This is a genomic window from Frankia sp. CeRuru1 (assembly GCF_977966315.1).
Window position 1 is genome coordinate 1,390 of record NZ_CDWWEW010000544.1, and the last position, 1,310, is coordinate 2,699.

The following is a 1,310-nucleotide window of genomic DNA, read 5'->3' on the forward strand; positions in this document are numbered from 1 at the left end:
AGGGCTCCGGCACGTTCGCGTTATGACCGGCTCGTCCGCGCGCCGACGGGACGGCCTGGATGTCCGTATCGTCAGGGAAAGCCGTGCAGGTCGAGCGCGGCGGTGGCGGTCTTGCAGGCCCGGCGCCCGGCCGGAACGTAGCGGTGGCCCGCGGCACGGACCGCGTGCGCGACAGTGGCGCGGAAGATCGCGAGGTTGGCCGGGCCGCGGCGGGTCCGGCTCCGGCTCGCGTCCTCACCGAAAGTGACGTCACGGACGTGGTGCTGACGGTTCTCGATGATCCACTGGCCGCGGGCGGTGTCGGCGAGGAACCCGGCCGAGGCCTGCTCGAAGGCCAGATCCGTGATGCCGTAGACCGTCTCCCGGCTGGGTTTCCTGCCCTTCTCCCGGCGCCAGCGCTGGATCCGGACGGCCTGGCGAGCGTGCGGGAACTCGGCGTGCTCGACGGTCGCGGCCTTCAGCGTGCGGGTCTCGTCACGGCCGTGGCCATGGTCGTGGGTGGTGTCGGCGACCGGGACGTCCGCCCACGGCAACGCGGCCAGGAACGCGCGCAGCGTTGGCTGGTTGCCCTTCACGACCGCAAGGTAATGGGCCTTCTTGTCGGTGACCAGCCAGTCGAGATGGTCGCGCACGGTATGCAGAGCGTCGAAGGTCAACAGGTCGCAGGCAAGGTCGAGGGGCTCGAGGACAGGGCGGAACGCCTTCGTCTCATTGCTCTTCGAGTCCACCTCGTGCTGGTTGACCAGCCGGCCGGTCGCCTGGTCGGCGACCCCGACCAGTTGGACCTGCCGCCCGTCGGCGCGCTTCGCGCCGCGGCTGGTCTTCCCATCCAGTGCGTAGACCGCCCGCACCGCTTCTCCCGCCGCCTCGGGTGACGCCGGCTTCGGCGGGGCCGGGTCGGCCAGCGGCGGATCGAGCAGTGCGCGGGCGAGCCGCGCGTCGTCGGTGTCGTTGAGGAACCGGCGGATCGTCGACTCGCTCGGCAGCCGGTAGCCGTCAAACGGGTCGTACGGCAGCCGCAGCCGGCGCCGTTCCTCCTCCGTGGTGCCGGCGAGCCATTCGATCACGGCGGTGACCCGGTCATGGCCCGCCGCGGTCAGCGCGCACCGCCACACCGCCGCCAGCACCGCCAGCGGGTAGACCCGCCCACGTCGGCCCCGGTGCTCGCCCATCGCGTGCAGCCGCTGCCAGATTCCCTCACGCGACACCGCGCCGGCTCCCACCACACCGGCCGCGTCACGCGACAATGCCCCCACAGGCACGTGCGCTCCCGGACCACGAAGACGTTAGACACCTCCGTGATCTACAGG

General features: G+C 71.8%; 1 protein-coding gene. It reads right to left on the bottom strand.

The features are described 5' to 3' along the window. Window positions 1-71: 71 nt before the first annotated feature. The gene (locus tag AC08OP_RS24095) at window positions 72-1,256 is read right to left on the bottom strand and encodes an ISAs1 family transposase (RefSeq protein WP_476616264.1); all 1,185 of its coding nucleotides are present in this window, start codon (window positions 1,254-1,256) and stop codon (window positions 72-74) included. Window positions 1,257-1,310 lie beyond the last annotated feature (54 nt).